At 66.2% G+C, this 16,796-nt stretch carries 20 protein-coding genes; 6 read left to right on the top strand and 14 right to left on the bottom strand.

Going from position 1 to position 16,796, the window contains the following annotated elements:
* The first annotated feature begins 67 nt into the window (after nucleotides 1–67).
* On the top strand, nucleotides 68–433 hold the full coding sequence (locus ABZY57_RS04635) for an integrase (protein WP_356508091.1): 366 nt from the start codon (nucleotides 68–70) through the stop codon (nucleotides 431–433).
* A gap of 102 nt (nucleotides 434–535) precedes the next feature.
* Here ABZY57_RS04635 and ABZY57_RS04630 read toward each other — a convergent pair whose 3' ends face one another.
* On the bottom strand, nucleotides 536–817 hold the full coding sequence (locus ABZY57_RS04630; protein ID WP_356508089.1) for a hypothetical protein: 282 nt from the start codon (nucleotides 815–817) through the stop codon (nucleotides 536–538).
* Nucleotides 818–1,308: 491 nt separating this feature from the next.
* Between ABZY57_RS04630 and ABZY57_RS04625 the strand changes: the two genes are divergently transcribed.
* Nucleotides 1,309–2,013 (top strand): CopG family transcriptional regulator, encoded by a 705-nt coding sequence (locus ABZY57_RS04625; protein ID WP_356508087.1) that lies wholly within the window; start codon nucleotides 1,309–1,311, stop codon nucleotides 2,011–2,013.
* On the top strand, nucleotides 2,013–2,456 hold the full coding sequence (locus ABZY57_RS04620) for a PIN domain-containing protein (protein WP_356508085.1): 444 nt from the start codon (nucleotides 2,013–2,015) through the stop codon (nucleotides 2,454–2,456). The genes ABZY57_RS04625 and ABZY57_RS04620 overlap by 1 nt, the downstream gene beginning before the upstream one ends.
* A 73-nt stretch (nucleotides 2,457–2,529) precedes the next feature.
* Here the strand turns inward: ABZY57_RS04620 and ABZY57_RS04615 are convergent, their stop codons facing one another.
* The 9 genes from ABZY57_RS04615 to ABZY57_RS04575 all read right to left on the bottom strand — a co-directional run bounded on the left by ABZY57_RS04615 (nucleotide 2,530) and on the right by ABZY57_RS04575 (nucleotide 11,379).
* Entirely contained in the window at nucleotides 2,530–2,931 is a 402-nt protein-coding gene (locus ABZY57_RS04615; protein ID WP_356508083.1) for a DUF1524 domain-containing protein, read from the bottom strand.
* A 293-nt stretch (nucleotides 2,932–3,224) separates the two neighbouring features.
* Entirely contained in the window at nucleotides 3,225–3,377 is a 153-nt protein-coding gene (locus tag ABZY57_RS04610; protein ID WP_356508081.1) for a hypothetical protein, read from the bottom strand.
* Between the two features lie 228 nt (nucleotides 3,378–3,605).
* The gene (locus ABZY57_RS04605) at nucleotides 3,606–4,142 is read right to left on the bottom strand and encodes a hypothetical protein (protein WP_356508079.1); all 537 of its coding nucleotides are present in this window, start codon (nucleotides 4,140–4,142) and stop codon (nucleotides 3,606–3,608) included.
* 887 nt (nucleotides 4,143–5,029) lie between these two features.
* Nucleotides 5,030–5,848: a DUF6065 family protein gene (locus ABZY57_RS04600; RefSeq protein ID WP_356508077.1), complete on the bottom strand. Its 819-nt coding sequence runs from the start codon at nucleotides 5,846–5,848 to the stop codon at nucleotides 5,030–5,032.
* 112 nt (nucleotides 5,849–5,960) lie between these two features.
* Complete coding sequence (locus ABZY57_RS04595) at nucleotides 5,961–7,154, bottom strand: hypothetical protein (protein WP_356508075.1); 1,194 nt, start codon at nucleotides 7,152–7,154, stop codon at nucleotides 5,961–5,963.
* Nucleotides 7,135–8,214: a radical SAM protein gene (locus ABZY57_RS04590; RefSeq protein WP_356508073.1), complete on the bottom strand. Its 1,080-nt coding sequence runs from the start codon at nucleotides 8,212–8,214 to the stop codon at nucleotides 7,135–7,137. Before ABZY57_RS04590 ends, ABZY57_RS04595 begins: the two co-directional genes overlap by 20 nt.
* Nucleotides 8,211–8,447 carry a hypothetical protein gene (locus ABZY57_RS04585; RefSeq protein ID WP_356508071.1) on the bottom strand — a complete coding sequence of 79 codons (237 nt, stop codon included), beginning with the start codon at nucleotides 8,445–8,447 and terminating at the stop codon, nucleotides 8,211–8,213. The genes ABZY57_RS04590 and ABZY57_RS04585 overlap by 4 nt, the downstream gene beginning before the upstream one ends.
* A gap of 1,145 nt (nucleotides 8,448–9,592) precedes the next feature.
* Nucleotides 9,593–10,081: a lamin tail domain-containing protein gene (locus ABZY57_RS04580; RefSeq protein ID WP_356508069.1), complete on the bottom strand. Its 489-nt coding sequence runs from the start codon at nucleotides 10,079–10,081 to the stop codon at nucleotides 9,593–9,595.
* Between the two features lie 590 nt (nucleotides 10,082–10,671).
* Nucleotides 10,672–11,379, bottom strand: coding sequence for a hypothetical protein (locus tag ABZY57_RS04575; RefSeq protein WP_356508067.1), 708 nt, complete (start codon nucleotides 11,377–11,379; stop codon nucleotides 10,672–10,674).
* 1,025 nt (nucleotides 11,380–12,404) lie between these two features.
* Between ABZY57_RS04575 and ABZY57_RS04570 the strand changes: the two genes are divergently transcribed.
* Nucleotides 12,405–12,599, top strand: a complete 195-nt coding sequence (locus tag ABZY57_RS04570; protein WP_356508065.1) for a hypothetical protein — start codon at nucleotides 12,405–12,407, stop codon at nucleotides 12,597–12,599.
* A 214-nt stretch (nucleotides 12,600–12,813) separates the two neighbouring features.
* Here the strand turns inward: ABZY57_RS04570 and ABZY57_RS04565 are convergent, their stop codons facing one another.
* The 3 genes from ABZY57_RS04565 to ABZY57_RS04555 form a co-directional block, all read right to left on the bottom strand.
* Nucleotides 12,814–13,020 carry a hypothetical protein gene (locus ABZY57_RS04565; protein ID WP_356508063.1) on the bottom strand — a complete coding sequence of 69 codons (207 nt, stop codon included), beginning with the start codon at nucleotides 13,018–13,020 and terminating at the stop codon, nucleotides 12,814–12,816.
* A gap of 181 nt (nucleotides 13,021–13,201) precedes the next feature.
* Nucleotides 13,202–13,987 (bottom strand): hypothetical protein, encoded by a 786-nt coding sequence (locus ABZY57_RS04560; RefSeq protein ID WP_356508061.1) that lies wholly within the window; start codon nucleotides 13,985–13,987, stop codon nucleotides 13,202–13,204.
* 187 nt (nucleotides 13,988–14,174) lie between these two features.
* Complete coding sequence (locus ABZY57_RS04555; RefSeq protein ID WP_356508059.1) at nucleotides 14,175–15,188, bottom strand: integrase; 1,014 nt, start codon at nucleotides 15,186–15,188, stop codon at nucleotides 14,175–14,177.
* Between the two features lie 474 nt (nucleotides 15,189–15,662).
* Between ABZY57_RS04555 and ABZY57_RS04550 the strand changes: the two genes are divergently transcribed.
* Entirely contained in the window at nucleotides 15,663–16,004 is a 342-nt protein-coding gene (locus ABZY57_RS04550; RefSeq protein ID WP_356508057.1) for a hypothetical protein, read from the top strand.
* 92 nt (nucleotides 16,005–16,096) lie between these two features.
* Here the strand turns inward: ABZY57_RS04550 and ABZY57_RS04545 are convergent, their stop codons facing one another.
* Complete coding sequence (locus tag ABZY57_RS04545) at nucleotides 16,097–16,258, bottom strand: hypothetical protein (protein WP_356508055.1); 162 nt, start codon at nucleotides 16,256–16,258, stop codon at nucleotides 16,097–16,099.
* Nucleotides 16,259–16,305: 47 nt separating this feature from the next.
* Between ABZY57_RS04545 and ABZY57_RS04540 the strand changes: the two genes are divergently transcribed.
* Nucleotides 16,306–16,467 (top strand): hypothetical protein, encoded by a 162-nt coding sequence (locus ABZY57_RS04540; protein ID WP_356508053.1) that lies wholly within the window; start codon nucleotides 16,306–16,308, stop codon nucleotides 16,465–16,467.
* Nucleotides 16,468–16,796 lie beyond the last annotated feature (329 nt).

The raw sequence follows: 16,796 nt of genomic DNA, 5'->3' as shown, positions 1-16,796 counted from the left end.
GGTGGTGTTGACTGAACTAGTTTCCGGATAATCGCAGGTCAGATGTGGTTTCTGCTAGCTTCCGGTCATGCTTGAGACGGGTGATCCCCCTCGGGATCTGATCAGCTTCGTGCTACCTCAGACCGGCGCTCTGGTGGAGATGGCGAACCCGGCCCAGCCGTACGTGCTGCTGGATGCCACGGGCGCGGTGGTGGAGCCGGTGTCCGCGTTCTTCGCCGAGCTGCAGGCATGTTCGCGGCCGCCGTCGACGATCCGCTCGTATGGGATGGACCTGCTGCGGTGGTGGCGGTTCCTGAACGGCGTGGGGGTGGAGTGGCATCGGTCCGAATCGCCGAGGCCGTGCGCGAAGGCTGGCTCGGTGAGGTCGAGGGGCTTCGAGTCAGCCTGGCCGGCGCTGAAAACAAGCTCTCCCTGCTGGCCAGAAGCGCCGTGAGCGCGGCGGTCGACCTCCCGATGCCGATGCCGATGCTGAGGCGTGGCCGGTGAAGCACCTCATCACGCGCTCCAGAGCGGCAGGCCCCGGGAGGCAGCCGGATCAGAACGGTTCAGATTTCGGCTCGACCGGACCGATCTCACCGCAGTCTGCCAGTTCGTCCAGGTCTGCCGGCTCAAGGATCAGCAGCGGGCTGGACCCTAGGGGGTGGAAGACCACCAGCTCTCCGCAGATCGCGCCGGTTCCATAGGCGTCAAGGAATGCCTTGAAGTCGCCCGGTAGCGCCGAGCCGAGATGGTTCTCGACCTCGGACCAGTCGTCCGGGGATGTCTCTCGGGCCGCTGGCAGGCCGAACAGTTGCACCAGTTCGTCCAGACCCGCCATACGCCCCACCTGCTTGATCGTCCGTTGTCGGCGGCAAACCTAGTCAGACTCAGCTGCGGGGATCAAGGGGGGAGCGGGGCCAGCAGCCACTCCGCCGAGTCATCTCACCACCTTGATCATTCGCGACTACGGCCAACGAGGTTCACGAGCAGCGAAGTTCAGAGAAGTGACCAGGCCGAAGCTGATCGCGCCGGACCAGATGGGACGCATCCGGCAGACCTCCGTTCACCCGCCCCCCTCTGTTCCAGCCTCGCACCACACCCACCAGCCCGCTCCCGCCTGCATCACGCCGGGCGGTCCGGCCGCCGATCGGAACCGGCGGCCGGACAAGGGCCAGCTACGCTCCCCCGACCATCACCGCGCAGTGTCAGCCCGCCGACCCAGCACCTCAAAGGCCCGTGATGTACCCGCTGCCGACATGGCCCGCATCCTGGCGGCTGCAGCCCCTGCGGTGTCTACCGCCAACGACACAACGTGTGTAGGGTTGGTACATGTCCGAAAAGCAGATGAAGCGCACCAACGTCTACGCGGACCCCGACGACCTTGAAGCCATCAAGAAGGGAGCCGAGCGTCTCGGAGTCTCCGAGGCTGAGCTGATCCGACGCGGTATCCGCCTGGCTGCCGCCTCTGTCCGCACCTGGGATGCACCGGCAATCCGCCGCCGGTTCCGCGGATCCGGTAAGGACGTCACGACTGAGGATGTGCGTGACGCCGTCGCAGCCGATGCCGCTCCCTCCAACTCCGAAACGCTGCCACTGCTGCTGGCGCCGACTGTGACGAGTGCGATGCTGTCGCCCACCTTCGCACGCGTCCGCGAGAACCTGGACCGCGTCCTCAGGCGCCCCGACTTCCAGGAGGAGGAAGCTACCCCGGAGAAGGCGGCTCTGACCCTCATGTGGGGCAACGTGGCAGCGGTGATCGCGGATACCGAACTAAACCACCAGGTCCTGGACGAACAACCGACGTCCAGGGCCGATCCCGACATCCGCACCCATCAGACGGCAGCAGCCGACTATGCCGTCTACCTCGCCCACCGGCTCCAACACGCCCGCGACGCCGACGCCGCACGGACCATGGTCGTCACCTGGCTTGCCCACACAGAACTGCCCAAGAAGATGACCGAACCGGCCTGGGTGGACCAGTTCCGGGAGTACCTGACCGCCGAGGCTGAGAAGGCTGAACGGGGCAAGGCCTGATGGCCGGGGTGATCATCGTGGCGGACACTTGCGCCATCATCCACGCCTACGACGAAACGCACCCGCGTAGCGAGGCCTGCATGAAGGTACTCGATTCCGCCGGCGCACTCGTAATATCGCCGCTGGTCCTGGACGAAGTCGACCACATGGCACGCAAAGAGTTCGGCTATGAGGCATCTGTGGAGATTGCCGAAGACTTCCGAGTCAACGTCGTCTCCGGCCGCTACATCATCCCCACCGTCACCGCGGCCACCCTCGCCGGCGCAGCCAACATCCGCGCCCGCTACAAGGGTCTACAGCTCGATCTCTCGGACGCCGTGTCCATGACGCTGGCCGCGCAGTACGACACCGACATGATCCTGACCACCGACTTCCGCGACTTTCGGTCAGTGGTCCCCCTCTCCACGCACACGCACTTTCGGCTCCTGCCTGAAGACCTCTGACTCAGGACTGCGCGGGCCGCCACTGCTGTGGCGGCCCGCGTAGATGTCCGTACCGAAGGACGTCGGGCCCGGCTCAGGCGGCCCGGTCGAAGGCCAGTACCGCGTTCGGGCAGCCGGCCGCGTACCGCAGCAGCGCCTCACGCTCCGCCTGGTCCACCGACAACGCCCACCGGTGTTTGGTCGCCACCCACTCGCCGATGTACCGGCAGTGCACCGCCGGGGCCGGCATCCACGTGGCCGGATCCTGGTCGGACTTCTGCCGGTTCGAACGCGCTGTAACCCCAACGAGGGTCACGTCGCTGCCGAGGTCGTTCGCGTACCGGCGGCGCCCGGTCGTCCAGCCGTAGCCTCCCGAGTCGTGGAGTTCCGCGAGCGGGATCATGTGGTCGATGTCGATCCCGGCCGGGCCGGAGACGAGGGCGTCGTCGTAGTAGGAGTGCCACGCACCCCCGGTGATGGTGCAGCCGGCTCCCACCGTCGGGGCTTCGATCGCCTCGGCGATCGGACGTGGCCGGCGGGGATGTCCATCTCGACCAGGTCCGCCGCCAAATCCTGGCCCGTGGAGGCGGTACGGCTATGCCAGCCGCGCACCAGCCCACCGCTGATCTCACCGTCAGGCAGCAGCACGCGCACCGGGGGGGAGATTCCCGGTCCGTGCCCGAGGAGGCGCGGCGTGCCCGCGCGGTGCCTGACCAGCCATGACACTCATAGTCGCTCATGTGTTCGAAAGCGTGCAAGCGGCGGGTCCCAAGGCCGGGCCCCTGGCCGTTATCCCGCTTCGGGCCACACCTGGGGGCCCTTGCCCCCGCGTACCTCGGCCTTCAGCCGGCCCTCGATGTCGATGCGGCTCTGGCTGCTTTCCGCTTGCCACGCCGCGATGGCCTTGCGGACGACGTCGGCCCGGTCGTGCCAGGTCTCCAAGGCCGCATCCCACTCCGCATGGGCCTCGTCGCTCCACCCGCCCTCCTCCGAGGGGCCGCCCGTGGCGGTCCTGGATCTCCTGCAACCGCGCCCACGCGGTATCGGAGTGCTTTTGCAGGAGGATCAGTTCGTCGGTGAGTTCGATATCAGCCACGGCCGGAGCCTAGAGCCGAACACTGACAATGCCGGCGGCCGCCGCGCCGCTCACCGATCGCGGGCCGTGTCGCCTCAGACCCGAGGGGAGCCGGTGTAGTCGTAGGCCCGGTAGCCATGACCGTCCTTGCGCCAGTCCAGGTACAGGACCGCGTCGCCCAGGGCGCCGGGGCCGGCCCGGTGGCTGATCGTCGGGGTGCGCAAGCTCCCGTTGCGGTCCCCGCTCGACGTCGCCGCTTCCATCCGCCTCTTCAGCGCGAAGTCCCTCTCCACCACCACCGGGTCGGTGCCCTCCCGTGCCTGCTTGATCTGTACGCGCACCTTGGCACCGTCGAACATCGTCGCGTCCGTGGTGGAGTAGAAGCCGGGGCCGTCCCACCGGACGTCCGCATACGCGGACACCGTCGCCCCCGAACGCACCGCGCACACCTGCACCGTCACCTCCCAGTTGTCCGGCCACGGACCGGAGTAGGCGGCGTCATCGATCGACTTGGTACTGCTCGAGCACTTGAAGTGCGGCGCGGCGCCCGCCGGGGACGCGGTGACGGGGGCGGCCCCAACAGCCACGGCCAGCGCGGCCGCCGCCAGACCTGGGTGCGTAAAGAGCTTCATGCCCGCTCAAGGCCCCCGAGCGCCGCAGTGACACGGCCCGGCGCCAAAACCGCACCCAAGGAGGTACTCCTCCCCGACGGATGTCCGGTCAAGGCCCACCCCGGCGCCGGCCTACCCGGCGAGCGCCGCCGCGGTCTCGGTCCGGGCGAGGACGTCGCGGCGGTGGTTGTCCCATCCCCGGATGCGAGCATGTCCGCCAGGGACGGAGCGACGGTGAGGGCGGCCTGCGGGTCCTCGTCCAGGAGCAGCGACCACACCGCACACGCGTTGCGGGCCGCGCGTGCGGTGTCGGCCTTCGGGCGGACCTTGGCGGCCTGGCGCCGCAGGACGGGGCGATCAGGAGCTCCACCGTGCCGTGCAGGTCGGTGCGCTGACAGAGCGTGAGCCATGCCCGAATCGTCAGCGCGTTGACGGTGTGGGGGTCGAGGGGGCCGTACTCGGCTTCCAGGGCCGTCTCCAGCCTGAGGGCACAGACGACAGCGGCGGGCAGGTCCCCAGCGCCGTACGCGGCACGCAGACGTGCCCATGCCTCTCGGTGGATCTCGGGGACGGGAGCGACCGGCGCCACGGCAGGCAGGACCGGCAGGCCGGCTGGCTCGGGGGCGGCCAGTTCGGCGGAAGGAGGCGCGGACGATCCTGTGGTGTCGACGGCGAGGTGCGGCGGGGCGGGGTGCTCGGCGACGTCGGTGACGGTCCCGTCCGGGGACACGATCATGAGCCAGGGGGTGGGGGCGGTCGGCTCAACGGCGCGGGAGCGGACGGGCCGGCCTGCGAGGGCGGCCCGGATCCGCAGCTCTGCGAGCCTCTTCGTCCTCAGGTCTGCGATGTCCGTCCGGGTCGGTGGCGAGGGCCCGGAGCGCAGCGTGGCCGAGACCGCCCTGCGCCCTCTACTGAACCACCAAATGAGATGACGTCTTTGTCGTCTGCCTGCTGCATTCCGGCTGGCATTCGTGGCCGTCACGGTCGGGCATCTCGAACTCCCGGAGGTGAAGCCGGGTCTGATGGTCCGGAGAAGGTGTGTCACTTTCCACATCGCAGCCCCGGAAATAGTTCTTCTGCCATTTCGCGTCCGAGGGCCCAAGATAGGGAAGCTGCTCGAGAAAAGCCCGACGGGAATCAGCAAACGCTTTACAGCGCCGCATCTCTTCAGGATTTGATTTTAGACTTCGCAACTCGGGCTGGAATTCCTCCAGCTCGCCACGACGCTGGGGCACGATCATGCAGATTGGCTCGCCCTCTTCGAAGGAAACATCCATGAAGGGTCGCGTGATTTTCCAGTTCATAGTAAACGTGGCAGCCGTCCAGTCCGTCTCTACAACTCCCTCCAATGCGCACACCCCATCCTTAGGGCAATTGGCAGGGCCGCGGACGAGCAAATTATACCCAGATGGCGTGCGGAATAGGTACGGAATATCCCAAGTGATAACGCCAGAGCCGAAATGGCTACTGGCCGACGGGGCGAGTCCGCTCTTGTCGTACGTGATCACTAGTGACTTTTTATCTGCCCCGCCAGTCCAATTCGCCTGAAAGGATACGGAGTTGTGGATGACCCAGCCGCTCTGATTTGCCAAAAGGAGGGGCAAACAGCGATTGGCGAACCTGTGATCAGTCGCCGACATCCATTCACGATTTGGCGATGCAACGCCAATCGGCATAGCCTGACTCCTCAACGAGTAGGCCGTCAGAGCCAGATGGCCGCTGCTCATTGAAACTCCTCGTGGGTCGCCGACTGCCACCTGGAGGCATTATGCGCCTGTGTGACGCCTGCATTTGTAGGGGTGACGCACTCATCCTATGGGTCACGCTCCGCGCGGCAAATTACGTCAGAATAGCCGGAGCGCGGGTTAGGTTGCCGACCGCCTCTAGCAGCCGTTCGTAAACGCTTCCTGGCCCGGCAGATGAGGCCAGGCCTTCGACTCGACGAACAAGGCCATATTCGCAGTCAGTGGTGAGCCGCTCGTATGAAGCCTTCCATTTATGCTGCTCTTGGGACCGGGTATCGAGTAGCAACAAGGATCTGAGAAAGGACCATTCGGAGAGCTGGTCGTTAATACTCCGGGCCAGCCGGAGGCCCTTAACGTAGACGCCAAGCGCGAGTTCGTTTTCCCCGGACTCCTCAAGCAGGTTGGCGAACTGCTCGATGAATCGGAGCATTGTCGTAGAGGGAATTGAGTCAAATGAACCACCGGTTACCAGAAGAGCCATCTTGCGAATCTGGCTCGCGTCTTCCTGGCCCAGCATCAGGCGGCTTCTCATGCTATATAGCATCATTACAGCCTGGTAATACATATCTACACCGGCTGGAAGATTTTTCGAGCTTACAAGGATGTCATCATGCCACTCAAGCCGGGATTTCGCGATAATCATTGCCTCATTGACCAGATAATGCAACCCTGAGCTAGGAATCAATTCGCCATCAGCCACCAAGGAGCGGATTCCGGCATGCTCGACACATTTGAGGCTCCCAGCGAACTCAAGCGCGCCGTGAGAATCTCGAGCCTGAAAGAAAGCCTTAAAGGAATCGATCACGTAGACAGCACGGGGAAGTCCTTGCATGTCTGGGTATCTTTCTAGAACCACTTCCCAGATTTGTGGAGTGAGGCGGCACGGTCCAAGGGAAACCTCACCACCTGAGTCGAGCGAGTGGATATCCGAAAAATGAGCCAGGGCACCCTTTGTGTCCCCCTGAAATCCCAGCAGTCGGCCCATGTTAACCCAGGGGTCGAGAGCCAAATGAAGCAGAGTGGCCGACCGCTTCGGGGGAAGACCTTCCGTCTGAGAGGAGATCCAGAAGAGTTGTGATTCACACACTCTCTTTGCCTTGTCCAGGTCCCCTAGATAGGCAAAGACCAGAGCGGCATTATTAAGAGCGGAGAGCGTCGTCGCGTCTTCGTCAGACTGCGACAGAACTCCCCTATTGAGAGACTCGACCAACGTCTCAGCCCAAGGCGCCAAAGGAGTGCGCGGAATTCGCGCATAGTGGTACAGGAAATCATTTACCGACTTTGGCATCGCCACTCCTCGATAGGCCAGGGGGGCGGACTCCGATCTGCATGAGCACCGGTTCACCTTGAGATCTCGGTAGCCCCACAAGTGGGCATCCAAGAACCTTCGAAGAGTCCTTGGTCCATCCTCGAAGCCAGGGGCCCAGACGCTCCTCCCTCAATTTGAGAGTGCCATCCTCTAGAAGACGGCCAATGTTGTTTGCGGGATCAGACAACGCTACTGTGCACTTTCCAACCTCACCGGTTGCTCGAATCAGTAGCGAGTTGGGTCGGGACGCGTAACAGACGCTGCCTGGATGGTAAACTTTGTCCGCACCGCCCCCCTGTCCGTTAATCAGCTTTTCCAGCTCGCTGATCGCTTGACGGGATTCGGATGCTCCTAGAACATTGAACTCTTCATCATTGGGGCCACCCCAGTGACCTACTGACTTGAGTAGGACGACAAATCTGCTGTCCTGTAGAAACTCCTTGCGGATTTCGGACAGAAACTCTGGCATCGCGTTCAAGTTGGCTGGGGTGACATGTACCCGCAGTGTGACTCTGATGTCGAGGGAGCTGGCCTTAAGGCCAAGGAGATTGGTCCAAATCTTCTGGAACGAACCACCTCCGTTGCGCTGGATGCGCGTTTGGTCGTGAATTTCTTCAGGACCATCAAGCGAAATTTGATATTGTCGAATATTGAGGTCGTACAGGCGCTGAGCGGTAGCTGGATCGAGGTGATAGGCGTTGGTTGTTACCTCGCTCGTGTAGGTGATCCCAGGCGCCGTCCTCGTGAGCGCCAGCACCGATTCAGAAATGTCCTGGATCACCTTTTGGGCGATCAACGGCTCCCCACCGAACCAGCCGATATGGAGCTGCCGGAGGGTCGGGATTCTGCGTTCCAAAAGTCGCTTTACACCCGCAACCACTGGCTCCTTCATTGTGCCTACGCTGAAGTCCTCATAGCAATAAACACAGCGGAAGTTGCACTGTTCTGTGGGAAGCAGAATTAGATGCAAAATCTCATCGCTGAAGGCTGTGAGGACTTCCTCGTCTGGGATGCCAGAGATGGCAGTGTCATCAGTCACTGGATCGCGCACCCCGACTGAATGGGCGGCGGCGGCGGGGGCACAGTGCAATGACACATGGTTCCGTTACCTTCGTCCATAACTGCCAACCTTCCCACATCGAGGAGTTCCCTCAACTCGTTCAGCCGAGCCTCGATCTGCGGGTCACTGCCTCGAATACGGCCATGCTCGTCGATGCGGACTTTGTCGGTGTCGATTTCGCCGAGCAAGTCTCGCAGTGAACGATGGGTCATTTTTCTTCCTTAGACTACGGGGCGCGGGATGGCGCTTTGGCTGCGTGCGTTCAATTTTTACCATGCAGGTACTCACTTCGACGCCCAGAGCGGTCTCTGAGTGTCTGTGTCGTAGGTCGAGAGAAAGCCATCGGAGGTGATCTGGACACCTCAACTAGGACCGTGACCTGGGCATATTCACGCTTCGGGGGTAGGTGGAGTCGGGCCCTGGACTCATCGCTGCTTTTCGCCCTCAATGGTCCAAACGAGTAAGAGAAGCAGCCAACAGAGTGAGGCTCCTTTTGTGCCGCAGAGTTCAACCCGAGTCCGAGAGGAACTCTGTAAGGGCATCGGAAGAGGTTGGGACTCCACGTGTAGGGGCACGAGAGACCCTGGCCGCCGCCGAGCAGACGCCCTCGCCGCTGCCAAGTTGCTCAACGCCTCGTGGACGTCGGCCAGTGGCTGGAGTGGCACCCGGGGTCCCGTTCTCGAAGTGGCCTTGGGTGTCGGCAGGCAAGCCCCCTGGTCGTCCTCGGGAACTGCCTGTCGACCATCTCGGTGACGGAGTCCGCGAGGTAACACACCTGCTCGGCGGTGTACTGAAGCGCTCCTGGTCGGTGCGGGATTTCTGCAGGGCCCACACTGCCGTCAGGTCGAGCACCGACTTCGGCTCGTCGTCCCGGGTGGTCCGACTCGGCGTCACGAAACGGTACGAGGAGCTGCTCAGGCATCGCGGCCTGCTGGTGCGCGGTGAGCTCGTACATGGCGCGGCCGGTTCGCCGGGCAGTGCGCAGTTGGTCGGCAAGCATGGTGGAGGCGAGGACAGCGCGGTCGTAGCACAGCGGGACGCGCGGGATGTCCCATTCCTCCTTCTCCAGCTGCAGGTGGAGCAACGCCAGGGCCAGCCTAAGGCGGCTGGTCGAGGTCCGATGCGGCCATGGGCTGCCGCCGGCGGGTGGGCGGCGGGTCGGCCAGAGCCAGGCGGGCGGTGTAGAGGCGGTAGTCCGACATTGAGGCGCGCACGGTCTTGGGCTCGCTGCTAGTCCACGCAGTGCGCGGCGAGCGCGGCGTAGCGCATGGGCGTGCCGCGGCTGGTTTGCCGTGGCACGCCTGTTGGTGCGGTAGCCGGCAGGTCACACCCTGGACGGGTGTGGCGCTTGATGGGGTCAGTGACTGTGGTGGTGGCGTCCGCGACGGCCCCAGGACTCGGTGTCGATGACGTTGCCGCGGTTGTCTCGGAGGGTCGCGGTGTCGCGCTCGTCCCAGATCTGGTGGCGTCGGTCCTGGTAGAGGTCACGGTGGGTGTCGCGGCCGTGGCCGGTGTGGACCTTGACGCTGGATCGGCCCTCTAGGCGGAAGTCGTTGAAGCGGTAGCGGTTGCCCTGCTTGTCGGTGAGGGTGAAGCCGCGCAGCTGCACGCTGTGGCGGCCGGTGTTCTTGACCTCGACCCATTCGCTGTTCAGGGCGCGGTTGTCGCGGCCGCGGCCGGCGTTCTCGACGTCACCGATGACGAGGGAGGATGTGTGCGGGCCGCGGTGGTCGCGGTCGCGCCGGTGGTCGTCGTCGGCAGCGGCCGGCACCGCCGCGGCGGCGATCAGGGCTCCGGCGGCCAGAAGGCCGGCGAGGGTGCGGCGGGTGAGGAGAGAAGCAGACATAGGAAAGGCTCCTTCAACGGGCAGTCCGGCCCGGCCTCGTGCAAGCCGGGAGGACTTCGAACAGTTCCCGGCGTGCTGCCGAGAAACCACACTCTGGACCCCCACCACACCCGAAAGACATGAAAACGGCCGGTGTTGCCCAATGCCGACATTTCTGTGACCCTCCGCTGCACAGGGCACGGGTCAAGACCACGTTGACCCTCGAACGTAACCCCTCCACCACGCGCCCTGAAGGCACACGGACCGCAGCGCCCCACCCCACCCGCAACCGGGCCCCATCCCACCCGCCGCCCCTGCGCCAAACGGGTTCAAGGCCCCGTAACAGCCTCAATCCTTGATCACGGGCGGGATGGGCGGCGAGCTGCCGGAGCTGCCCATCTGCGGGACTGGGACCCCGACTCTCGCGGGAGTCGGGTGATCAGTCGCTTTGCTCCTTTCGGTGCCAGCGTGCCCACAGGCGGCCGGCGATCCAGATGACGGCGGCGACCGTGAGGCCGGCGACCCCGTTCTCGATGATGTCGTTCACGACGGGTGTGCCTTTCACGTGCCGGTCGGCCCGGAGCCGATCGGCACCCGTGCGGGGAAAGGGATTACTGGGCTACGAGGGCTTGGGGCAGGTTTGGGTAGCGCATGAACAGGTGCATTTCTTCGCGGATGGGGAGTTCGCGGGCGAAGCCCTCAGCGAGTTCGGTGCGGTGACGGACGGGTTCGGGGACGTCGCGTTCGGGGGTGAAGGCGAGCATCTGGGCGATCGCGCGCCAGGCGCGGGCTTCGGTGGTGGGGCCGATCGCGGCGTGGTGGGCGGCCAGGAGATGGGCTGCGAGGGGGTCGCCGGCGCCGGCGGCGAAGCGCCACCAGTAGAGAGCGGACTCTCGTTTGTCGAGGCTGTAGAGGAGGCATCCGAAGGTACGGGCGCCGGCCTCGTCGTAGTCGGCCGCGAACGCGGTGAGGGTGTCGATTTCTGCGGAGCGCAGGATGGTGGTGCACAGCTGGGTGACGTATCCGAAGGCCATGTACTGGCCGGCGTCGGGGTCTGTGGTGATGATCGGCTCAGGTCGGCGCCGCCCGCCGCGGCGGGTGCGGGGCCGGGTGCTGTTGCCGGGGCGGAGGGTGTGGGGGGCGGGTCCGGTGGGGGGCGGGGCGAGCTGGGTGAGCTCGGCCGGCTCCTCGCCGTACGGTTGCGGACCGGGATCGCCGATCGCCACCGAGGCGTATTGGATACGGGAGGGGCGGCGGGCTTCGGCGGCGATGCGGGCGGCCAGGCGCTGCATGAAGTCCTCGGTGCTGCGGCCGACCACCTGGGCGCGGATCGCGTCGGTCCACGAACTGCCGCCAGCTGGCGGGGAGCGCTATTCGAAGCGTGGGGTATTCCCCTGATGTCGGTACGACTCCCCTGCGACGACGCCGGTGTCTGGGAGGGTCGGGAGCGCACACCCCACGAAGCCAGGCATCAAGTTGACGATGTCTCTCGGGAAGGCGTTGGGGTCCAGAGTCGACTCGAAGCTCGCGGGACGGCTTCTCGCTCGGGTGGAGCGTGAGTACGACTCGGAAGCGTGGACGGAGCTGGGACACCGGCTGATCCTCGAGCATGACCTGCTGTCGCCCGCCAGCTCGCTGCCCTGCCCTTGCTGGGCGCCTCGCATCGGGGAACAGGGAGGCACGCCACCTGGCCGGCGAGATCATGGAGCGTGCGGCGAGCCACCATGGCAGCGACGAACTGCTGGATGAGAGCGCCGACGTGATCGCCAAGTTCGCTCCGAGCACGGTCCCCTGAGCACCATTCAGGTTGCCGCGCACTGGAGGGCTGCTGGGTGAGCATGTGGGGCACTCAAAGAGGCGAACACCGCGGCGGCGGCTCTTGCCCACCGCTCACCTCCGTGACGCAGGCCCGCGCGCTGCGGCACAAGGCCACCTGGCGGACCGCCGTCAAGCTGCCCGAGTGGGCGCTCAGAGCCAACTCGGGCACAGTCGCTGCCGTGGGAGCGCAGGACGGTACGGCCGTGGTCACTGTTGTCGGTGGTGACGACGCCGTGTCGTTCGGCATCGACACCGCATCCCACGCCCTGCGGTGGAGAAAGGATGGGCTGGAGGCTGTCCAGGTCAGCACCGGGACGGTATCCGGCCTGCTCCACGGCGAGCCCCGCACCCCCAGCCCGGTCGGGATCGAGCTCGCCACCGGCAGCGAGAAGTGGCGCGGGGCGAAGGTGTACGCAGCGATCATGGACGGAGCCGGTCCCTCCACGCTCCGCATCGCGGGCAGGAAGCCCGAGGCACGAAGACCGACCAGTTGCTGGACGTGTAGACCGGGCGGCTCCGTGCCGACATGCCCCCGGGGCTCGGCACGGTGACCTGCACCTACGACCAGGCCCAGACGCTGGTGTGTCCTCACGCCTTCGCGGTCGTCACAGTGGACCCGGCCAGCGGGCAGCTGCTGTGGGCCATCACGGACGGCGAGGGGGGCCGCAAGGCGCCGACGGTGACCGCGGTCTGGCACGGACGGGTCTACGCCTCGGCGTGAACGGCCCCGTCGCCCTGGACGCACGGACCGGCACGGACTTGCCCACCAAACCCGAAGCCGCACCACTCCTTGTGGACGCCTACGCCGGGCTGGTTATGGACACCGGCCGGCTGACGAGCTACCCGGCCGGTGGCTGAACGTTCTGCTGTCTCGCAGCCGTGCGGCGGCCCCTCCGGAACTCTCGGCGGCGCCGCCGCACGATGGGAAGGAAGTTCTACTCGGCATCCCCCTGGTCGCTGCCCGGGAAGACCTTGAATCCCTCGACACCAACTGGGGCCGGGTCGGGAGTAGGGGCGATGTACTCGGCGACGGCCCGGCGGCACCAGGCGGTGGCCTCGGGGGAGCGCGTGCTCTCGACCTCGCTGTCGAGTTGCTCGCCTGCGATGCGCTCGGCGTCCAGCGGCAGTAGATGGCGGTCCATCAGGTCGTCCAGAGCGTGGCGGATCGCGGTGCTCTCGGGGCCTTCGAGCAGGGCGCGGCGTGCTGTGTGCAGGGCCCGGGCGATTGAGGCCTGCCCGACGTCCAGGACCTGGCGGCTGCCGCCCCTCGTGTGGGGCCAGGGTCTGCTGCAGCTCAGCCTGCGCCTGCTGGAACGGCCTGACTCAATCCGACGCCTGAACGAGCAGGTCCCAGCGAATGTCCTCCACCCGTTCCTGCGATTGCCGGATCACCGAGGTCAGGAGCATCACAGCGATGATGCAGTGTCCCTGGCTGAGGTGGTCAAGCGGCACATGGTGCAGGACTGCGTGGCGTGAGAGGTTAACTGGCAGAGCATCGCCGCTCTCCGGCCAGTACGGGGTGTAGAGGGTTGCCAGGGGAGCCCGTACGTACTGCCGCGCAGGAAGCAGTCGAGCTGGCTCTGCGGCTCCGATCTTGGCCAGGGTGCCGTGTTTCCTCTTGCCGGGTGGGATCTCGTTCACGGTGTAGAGGATTTGTTCGAGTGCAGCGATAGCCAGGCATGCGGCTGCCTCATGATGGCCATCCGCGTAGGCGCTCAAGGCCTTGAGACCAGCTGCTACTTCGCCGCTGAGCCATTCATCGGTGCACTCGGCCAGGACTCCCCGGCACTGTGCCAAGATCCTCTCGTCCTCGGCCGCGAGAACGGCGAGTTTGGCCTCGTGGCTGTTGTCAGCATCGACAAGACTGCGCAGGATGTCCTGGCTAGGGACCCAGGCGACGGGAATGCCGTGTACCTGGGCGAGACTGAGGAGCTCATCGAGAGTCAGTCCGCTGCCCCACCAGTTGACATGCCGAGCCCCGGGGTACAGGGCAGGCATCGGGTGTTCGTCATGCAGGCGTGAGTCATAGGTGTCCCATGTCAGAGCCCATGCATTGATCTCAGTGAGACTGCCCGTGTTCGTTCGTCCGGGGTCCTCGAATTTGGCCATAGCGCATCCTCGCTGGTTGGGCCCTATCCCGTCAGTCGGTCGCGGAGCTTTCCGACGCCGACACTGCGTCGGGGCGCCCGTCTACGGTGGCGGCACAGGCGGTGGGCGCGTCGCCTCAAGCGCTTGGAGGAGCGCTCCAAGGACACCGTCAGCTGAACCGACCTGTGGTTGGTGCGACCGACCGCATCTACAGGCCGATGCCGTACAGCGGGTTGAGCTCCTCGTCGAAGACGCCGGCCCGGTCGTGGTATCCGGCGAAGGCGCGGGAGCCGTCGACCCATCCGCCGTGGCGGGCGGCTTCCAGCTGGTCTTTCTTGGCCTCGCGGATGGCGGTGGCGTAGCCGCGGCGCAGGGCGTGGCCGGTCCAGCGGGGTGCGCCCTCGGGAAGTAACTGGTCGGGGCGGAGCAGGCCGGCGCGGCGGGCGGCGCGGGTGACGATGTCGCCGATGCCTTCGGCGGTCATCCGGCCGGCCGGGTCGCCGATGCGGCGGCCACCTCGGTGCAGCGGCGGGTTGATGCGGCCGTGGCGGTCGATGCGGACGAACAGCGGACCGGTGGGCTCGTGCTCGTGGTCGAGCAGGGCCTGGCGGTAGGCGCGCAGGGTGCGGACCGGGCAGGTGGTGGCGTAGTTCCCGTAGGGGACGTCGAGTGGCTGGTCGTTGGTGACCTTCGGCCGGTAGAGGTCGTAGAGCAGGCCCTGGTCCTCGTCGGCCTCGGCGACGTCTTCCCAGTCGAGCAGGGCGGCCTCGCTGGAGCGGGCGGCGAGGGCGAACCCATTGGTGAGGGCAGCGGCGTCGCGGGCTCCGATCAGGGTGGCGGTGTCGGTGGCGGCGATCATCTGCCGGAGCACGCGCGGGGTCGCGGCGCCGGCCTTGCGCACCTTGCCCCGGGGGTCCTTAGTCTGCTTCAGCTCCGCCTCGTAGCCGCGCAGGACCAGCCGGGCGCCGGTCTGGGCGGGCTGGGGGAGGGAGGCGGCCTGGTGGGCGACGGCGATGGAGGCCATCGCCCGGTCGATGGAGCTGGGCTTGTACGGGCGGCCGGTGCGCGGGCGCGGGGTGACGGTGAGCCAGGCGACGTACTCGGTCAGCGTCTCGGCGCTCGCGGGCATCGCGCGGAGCCCGTTCTCGGCGGCCCACTGCTCGAAGCGCTGCCAGTCCCCGGCGTAGCCGCGGGCGGTCTGGGCTGGGACGCCCTTGGCCATCGCAGTGCGGGCGGCGGCTGACAGTTCCTGCCTGGGCCCGACCACCGTGGCCGGCCCGGCGGGCGCGGTCGAGGCTAGGGTGCCGCTGATCCCGGCCGCTGTGCTGCCGGCGTCGCCAGATCCTCTCCTCGCGACGGCTCCGCCCACGTCTTCTCCGCTGCCTGGTCTGGTTCTTGATAAGGCAACTTATCAAGAACCAGACCAGGCAGGTGGCGGCTTACAACGCACACACGGGTGCGCGCACTGCAAGTCCCGGAGGACGTGGAGGAGGTGGGGCGCCCACCATTCGGCGTAAGGCTCTGCATTCGTGGGCTCATACGGCAATCTCACGCGCTTTGATGAGGAACCGGCGCCCACCCGGCGGGACTTGCGGGGCTTGCCCCCGCTCGTCGCACTCTGCTGCCCAGGACGCGACACAAGCACCGGCGTCCCTCCATGCTCCGCCCCTCACCACGACGTAGAAGAGGACACGACATGCTGAGCGACGTGCTCACCGGCTGGACCGCGGAATTCCTAGGCAGCCTCACCCTCCTCGTAGGCGCGGCCACTTGGCACCGGCTCCGCCGGCGCCAGACTGCGGTCGTCTCCAGCACCCCCCCGGCCGCCACGGGCGTACAGCCGGTCCGCACCTACACCCTGCTCGGCGCCCGCGCCTCCGACGGCCAGCCCGTGCACCTGCCCAGCAGCCGTTCCGCCGGCACCCGCGTCACCTGGAAGGGCCCTACCGGGGCGAAGGAGCGGTTCGTGCTGACCGACGCAGTTCTGCAGGACGGCACACACGCGGCGGAGAAAGTATCGGTGTACGACGGCCGGTAGCGTCCGCCGCAAAACGTGCGAGGCCGGACCTGGCGCACCGGTCTGGCCCCGCACGTTGCGCCAGCATTACCGAGCGCCAGTGGACGCCCTCGTCAGCAGTCCTTGGCGGCCGTGGCTTCGCGGATCGCCTGCGCGACCTCCAGCAGGGCGAACGCAATCGCAGCCAGACCCTGTCCGGTGGCTTCAGCCGGAGTGTCTGCGATCACCGCATTGCGGGCGTGCTGTTCTGCGTTGTCCTCGCGGTACGTGTTCATGGTCCCCTCCCGCTGTCGGCCCGTCCGACGGCCTGGAGACCATGCCCATGCTCAGGTCTCGTACACACGAAGACCATCTGGCGAGGCAGGGAGCCGGCGCCCGGGTCCCCTGGGTCGGCCCCACCGGGGAGGAGGAGTGGTTCGAGCTGACCGACGCGCTCCTGCCGGACGGCACGTACGCGGCCGAGCCGCTGGCGCTGTATCGATAGCTGCTCCATGTCCAGCCCGCCAAAGGGCGGCACACCTCAAACCGGCAGGTGCCGCCCTCAGCGAGCCGGCGGTTGGACCCGGGAGGAGCACAGGTCCCTATGGCGCGGAATGGGGAGGCGCAGTGCTGGTTGGATCGCGGTCACGTTTTCGCAGGTCACTGATCGGATGGCCAAGATGAGGTCGAGGGGAGAGCGCTCGTTGCGGTGTGCACCTCGGCATCCCGGCTGCTCGCCCTTCCCCAGGGGGTCGGACTGCTCGCCGTTCTGCTCGATGTGCGCCATGTTCAGTTGTCCTTTCATCCGCTGACGCCGTGTGCGCCCGTCGAAGG

Origin of the sequence: Streptomyces sp. NPDC006450, from assembly GCF_040612195.1 — a bacterium.
Classification (GTDB): Bacteria; Actinomycetota; Actinomycetes; order Streptomycetales; family Streptomycetaceae; genus Streptomyces.
The sequence above is the reverse complement of the archived record's forward strand: the minus strand, read 5'-3'. Positions and strand labels throughout refer to the sequence as shown.